Consider the following 5,622-nt stretch of genomic DNA (forward strand, 5'->3'; position numbering starts at 1 on the left):
CCGGTGCTCCACGGTTTCTGAGAATTCCTCACAGTTTATCGCACAGATATTCTCCGAATGTCCTTGCACGGTCGGCGAGTCGGGGACGCGCGGACCGCTCCGGCGCCTCGCCGCCCGGCCGTCGGCGCACGGCCGGGCGTGCGCCGACGGCCGGGCGGGTGCGGAGGGCGTCGCTCGACCGGGGCCGTCACCCGGTCGTGCCCGGGGAAGCGCCGCCCGGCACCCACCCGTGAATCAACCCCCGGCCGGTGTGACGACCCGAACCTCCGGCCGGACGGCGTCGCCGGGCCGCCTTCTCACGGGAAGGCGGCCCGAAAATCCGATGGTCGTCGGAATGCCGGGGAAAATGGACCGGCGGATCGTCCGGTGGGCGTGCGTGCGTTAATTCCTGGCGCCCGGAAAGGCCGATGGCACTCGCATGAGTGAAACCGGTCCAGGTGATTTGGCCTCGGTGGGCGTGGCTCGGCTACGGTGACGGATGAACGGGTAACGGGCCTCATTCGGCAAGGAATTCGACCCGGCAGGGAAATCGTAAATTCCGAGAACTGATGCTCTCGTCCGCCCGGCTGTGCGCTGCTCGAGCGTTCGCGGCGTCCGGAATGCCTGTCATACGTATGCGTGGAGAGAATGGAGCGTCATGCCCCCCGTAGTACCGCCCTTCCTGGTCGGCCTCATCGCCGCGCCGCTGGCCAAGCGTCTCTTCAAGCCGCTGATGCGCGGCCTCGTCAAGACGTCCGTGGGTATCGCCCTCGAGGTGAAGAGGGCGACCCATGAGGCCGGAGAGAACATTCACGACCTCGCGGCCGAGGTGACCGCCGAGATGGTGGCGGCGCAGATCGCCGCTGGTGACGGTCGGGAGACTGCCGGGAGCGGGGTCCCGAACGGCGGTAAGGGCGAGGCCGCCGCCAGGTCCGAGGGCGAGGCGAGGTCTCCGAAGATCCGTGCGACCGCCGGTGTCGGCAAGGCGGACTGACGGTTCGTCCGGCGCCCGGGGCCGCCGCCCGGGCGCGTATTCCGGCCGGGTCCGAAGAAACGCGCCCCGGTCGTAGTCGGCCGTAGAATTGCCGATCGCGTCGCTTTCTCAGGAATTTCCATTCCGTCGCATTGATCCGTCGTGCTCGTGACGGCATTTGCGACCTCCTAAACGGGTGATCGTACACATGTCATCTCTGCTGGACGTTGCAGCCGGACACCCATCCACGGATGTGGACGTACGTCCGCGTTCGGTCGTCTCGGGCCGCCAGCGCTGGGACGTCAAGCCGGTTCTCGGACGGCCGCAGACGGCCGAAATCCTCGGCGCGGTCCTGCGGCGCATTCCCGGGATCACCGAGGCGCAGGCCAGCCCGGTCACCGGCGGGCTCCTCGTCCGGCACGACGCGCGGGTGAAAGGCGCGGACGTCGGCCGACTCGTCCGCAGGGCCGTCGCCCTGGTCATGGCGGGCTCGGCCGGGGCCCGGCGTCCGGCTCCGGCGCGGCCCGCCGCCGGACCGGCCCCGCGCACGGATCGGGGCGTCGTGCGCCCCGTGCTCGCCGTCGGGGGCGGGGTACTGGCAGGCCTCGCCCTGATCCGCGGGGCATCGCTGGGCAAGCAACTGGTGGCGCTGGGCGGAGTGGCGGTGGCGACCGGGGTCGTCGTCCGGAAGGCATGGCGCAGAACGGTCGACGCGACCAGGGAACTGCCCGGAACCGGAACAGGAACCGGACGACATCCCCTGCTGGAGATCGTCGGACCGCACCGCCGGCGTCTCTGCCGCGCGTCAGCGCTGTCGGTCGCCTGCCAGGTCTCGGAGATGGCGCTCGGCACCTTCCTCGGCTGGACCGCGCTGGTTCTCATCAAGGGCCAGGCCGCTCCGCTCGTCCGCTTCGGTCTGACGACGGCGTCCGCCCAACTCTGGGGCCTGACAGGGCTGGTGGCCGTCGCCTGTGCCGCCGTGGCGGGCCTCTCGTACTCCTCGAACCTCCAGTGGCGCCGGCTCGGCCAGGACATCGAGCACGACTGGCGCAACCGGACGTACGCCCATGTGCAGCACCTCGAACTACGGCACCTGGAAGGCGAGCGGACCACCCGGATCGCCGGCGCGCTCACCGACGACGTCCGTCAACTGGGCGCCTTCTTCGCCGGCTCGGCCAACGACCTGCTGCAACTGGGCACCAGCCTGGTCCTCCTGGTGCCGCTGTTCCTGCTGCTGGCACCACAGATCGCCTGGATCGCGTTCCTGCCCATCCCGGTCATCGCCTGGCTGTCGTTCCATTACCAGGACAAGGTCGCGGCCGACTACGCCGTCTCCGGCGAGGACCGGGCCAGACTGCACAGCCAGTTGGTGAACACGCTGGAGGCCGGCGCCACCGTCAAGAGCTTCTGCACCGAGGACTACGAGGCCGAGCGCATCGACCGGCTGAGCGGGGAGGCCCAGGACAGCAGTCGGCGGACCGACCGGAGCACGATCCGCCACGTCGAGACCGTCCGGGTCTGCACGACCAGTTCGATGGCCGGCACCCTGCTGATCGGCGGCCGGGCGGTGCTCAACGGCAGCCTGCCGTTCGAGGTGTTCAGTCCGCTGATCGGTCTGCCCCAGATGGTGCTGATGCGGATGAACCGGCTCGGCGGCATCGTCGACCAGTACCAGCGCACGGTCACCTCCTACGGCCGGGTCCGGCGGCTGCGCGCCCTGCCCGCCGAGACCGACGGCACCGGCGGACCGCTCGACGTCGAAGAGGTGCGCGGGGAGATCGTCCTCGACGGGGTCACCTTCGCCTACCCCGGTCGGCCGCCGGCGCTGGAGGACCTCTCGCTGACCGTCCCCGCCGGGCAGGTCACCGCCCTCGTCGGCGCCACCGGCTCCGGCAAGACGACGATCGCCAAGCTGCTGATGCGCTTCCAGGACGCCGACTTCGGCAGCGTGCGGCTCGACGGGCGGGACGTGCGCGACCTGTCGCGGCACGACCTGCGCCACGCGATCGGCTTCGTCGCCCAGGACCCGTTCCTCTTCGACGGCACCGTCGCCGACAACATCCGGTACGGCAGCTTCGGCGCCTCCGACGAAGCCGTGGTCCAGGCGGCCACGAAGGCCGAGGCGCACACCTTCGTGGCGACGCTGCCGGACGGCTACGAGACGGTGATCGGCGAACGCGGCGCCGCGCTCTCCGGCGGCCAGCGGCAGCGGATCGCGCTGGCGCGCGCGATCCTCAAGGACGCTCCGGTCGTGATCCTCGACGAGGCGACCTCCGCCGTGGACAACGAGACCGAGGCCGCCATCCAGCGCACGCTCCGCGTCTTCGCGGCCGACCGGACGATGCTGATCATCGCCCACCGGCTCTCCACGGTCCGCCACGCCGACCGGATCTACGTCATGGACAAGGGAGGGGTCGTGGCCGAGCGGGGAACCCACGACGAACTCCTCGCCCAGCAGGGACTCTACGCATCCCTCTGGCGGCTCCAGGCCGGTGAACTCGCCGCCTGACCGCGGCCGCCGCGCCTTCGCCCCGGTCGCCTGAGGCCGCGGACGTCGCCGTCGCGACGACCGTCCCGTCGCGGGTGGCCGAGCGCCGGACCGTGGCCGGAACGCGAAGCCCTGACCGGCGAGCGGAAGGTCCTTCGGCCCGCGGCGGCTACGGTCGTCGACCCGGTCCGGGAAGGGGCCGCGCTCCGGGCACGCGGCCCCGGCCGCGCGGCCCCTCGCCACGGCCTCACGCATGTACCGCTCGACCGGGAACCCGTGCGTGCGGCCGACCCCGCCGAGCACCTGCACCGCATCGGTGGTGACACGTATCGGTGGTGACACGCATCGCGTCGTCGGTCGCGACGGGCTTCGCGACCGACGCCTCACGGCTGAACGGAAGTCCCGCGTCCTTCGGCCGGGCAGCATGGAGGGCCGTGGCGCGTGCGTAGGCGATCGCGTGGTCGAGAGCGCCCTGTGGGCGCCCAGCAGTCCGCCGCCGGGCTCGCGGGCAGCCACTCCCGCTTCCGCCCCTCGGCGCCCGTCGTCGCCAGGACGACCTGGAGGTACACCTCGTAGGACAGACCGCTGCCGCCGTGTGCCCCGGGGTACAGCAGGACGCGGACCGTCACTCCGCCCTGCGCCGAGGAGCGGCGCGCGAACTCGGCGGTCGTCACGAAGGTGATCGCCGGTAGTAGGTAAATTGGAAAAGAAATTCACTTGGTGGACGCACCTACCGTAATCCGCGACGGTTCGGCCCACCGCAATCCGTAACGGGCCGAGACGTGGATAGCACTCGCACGAGTGAAACCTGCCGAGACGATTTGGTCTCGATGGACATGATTGGACTACGGTGTCCGAGGAGCGGATGGTCTACCCCATCGAAGAGGAATTCAATCCGGCAACGAGGCCGGCACGATGATCGAGAATTCCGGAAATGGATGCTTCCGCCTTCCCTCTTCCCTGCTGTGCGTGCTCCGGGGTCCGCAATGCCCTGGGTCCCCCTGTCATGCGTCTGTGTAGAGAGATCTGGAGCATCATGCCTCCCGTCGTTCCGCCGTTTCTGATCGGTCTCGTCGTCGCGCCACTGGCCAAGCTTCTCCTCGAGCCGCTGGTGCGTGGTGTCGTCAAGACCTCCGTCGATGTCGCCATGGAGGTGAAGAGGGCGGCCCATGAGGCCGGAGAGAACATCCAGGACCTCGCGGCCGAGGTGGCTGCCGACATGGTGGCGGCGCAGATCGCCTCCGGCTACGGCCACCGGCCCACCGAGGGCGCGGCCTCGAACGGTGAGACCGCCGACCGGGTCGAGAGCGAGGCCGGGACTCCGAAGAGCCGCGCGACCGCCGGTGCCGGGAAGGCGTAGCGACGCCCTGATCCACGGCCCGGCCCGCTGTCCGGGCGCGTCTTTCGGCCGGTCTCGGAAGGCGAGCCCTCGCGGAGATACGGCCGTGGGCCTTTCGGCCGTTTCTCCGCCCTTTTTCGGACTTTCCGCTCCGTCGCAATAATCCACCGTGCGCCGAATTCGGCCGCACCCGTTGACGGATTATCCGCGACCTCCGCAAAACAGGTGATCGTACGCATGTCATCGTTACTGGGTGCCGCAGCCGGATTCCGCTCCGCGGAATCGGACGCGAACCCGCGCTCGGTCGTTCCGGGCCGCCGGCGCCGGTACGTCGGGCCGGTGCCCGGACGGCCCCCGACGCCCGAGGTCCCCGCCACCGGGCTGCGGCGTGTTCCCGGGGGCACCGGGACCCGGGCCGTCCTGGCCACCGGCGGAGTGCTCGTCCGGCCTGACGCGTCGGCGGGGGCACGGGGCGAGACGGTCCTCGACGAGGCCTCCTCCGACGACGAGACCGAGACCGAGGCAGCCGGTCGGCGCACGCTCCGCGTCCTCGCGGTCGGCCGGACGCCGCCGATCACCGCCCACCGGCTCCCCGAGGTCCGCCACGCCGACCGGATCCACGTCATAGACAAGGGCGTCGCCGGACAGGAAACGCACGACGAACTCCTCGCCCGGCGCGGACTTCCCACGTCCCTCCGGCAGCCCCGGGCCGGCGAACCCGCCGCCTGACCACAGCCTCCGCGCCCCGACAGCCGACCGCGTGACGCCACCGCGGTCGGCGCCCCAGGCGCGCCGCGCACCCGCCTCCCCCACTCCTCCCCCCACTCCTGGAGGTATCCCCCC

At 70.8% G+C, this 5,622-nt stretch carries 4 protein-coding genes and 1 pseudogene; 4 read left to right on the forward strand and 1 reads right to left on the reverse strand.

All coding sequences use genetic code 11. The annotated features are described in order from the left end of the window. Nucleotides 1–637: 637 nt before the first annotated feature. Complete coding sequence (locus CW362_RS24690; RefSeq protein WP_103551722.1) at nt 638–973, forward strand: DUF5132 domain-containing protein; 336 nt, start codon at nt 638–640, stop codon at nt 971–973. Nucleotides 974–1,205: 232 nt separating this feature from the next. Continuing rightward, complete coding sequence (locus CW362_RS24695; RefSeq protein WP_240658020.1) at nt 1,206–3,461, forward strand: ABC transporter ATP-binding protein/permease; 2,256 nt, start codon at nt 1,206–1,208, stop codon at nt 3,459–3,461. Between the two features lie 222 nt (nt 3,462–3,683). Here CW362_RS24695 and CW362_RS44740 read toward each other — a convergent pair. Beyond that, nucleotides 3,684–3,894, reverse strand: a pseudogene (locus CW362_RS44740) (acyl-CoA dehydrogenase family protein); the annotation flags it as partial. Nucleotides 3,895–4,476: 582 nt separating this feature from the next. Here CW362_RS44740 and CW362_RS24705 point away from each other — a divergent pair. Beyond that, nucleotides 4,477–4,800 (forward strand): DUF5132 domain-containing protein, encoded by a 324-nt coding sequence (locus CW362_RS24705; RefSeq protein WP_103551724.1) that lies wholly within the window; start codon nt 4,477–4,479, stop codon nt 4,798–4,800. Between the two features lie 216 nt (nt 4,801–5,016). Beyond that, nucleotides 5,017–5,508 (forward strand): P-loop NTPase family protein, encoded by a 492-nt coding sequence (locus CW362_RS24710; protein WP_162684210.1) that lies wholly within the window; start codon nt 5,017–5,019, stop codon nt 5,506–5,508. Nucleotides 5,509–5,622 lie beyond the last annotated feature (114 nt).

It is taken from the genome of Streptomyces populi (genome assembly GCF_002911015.1).
GTDB lineage: Bacteria > Actinomycetota > Actinomycetes > Streptomycetales > Streptomycetaceae > Streptomyces > Streptomyces populi.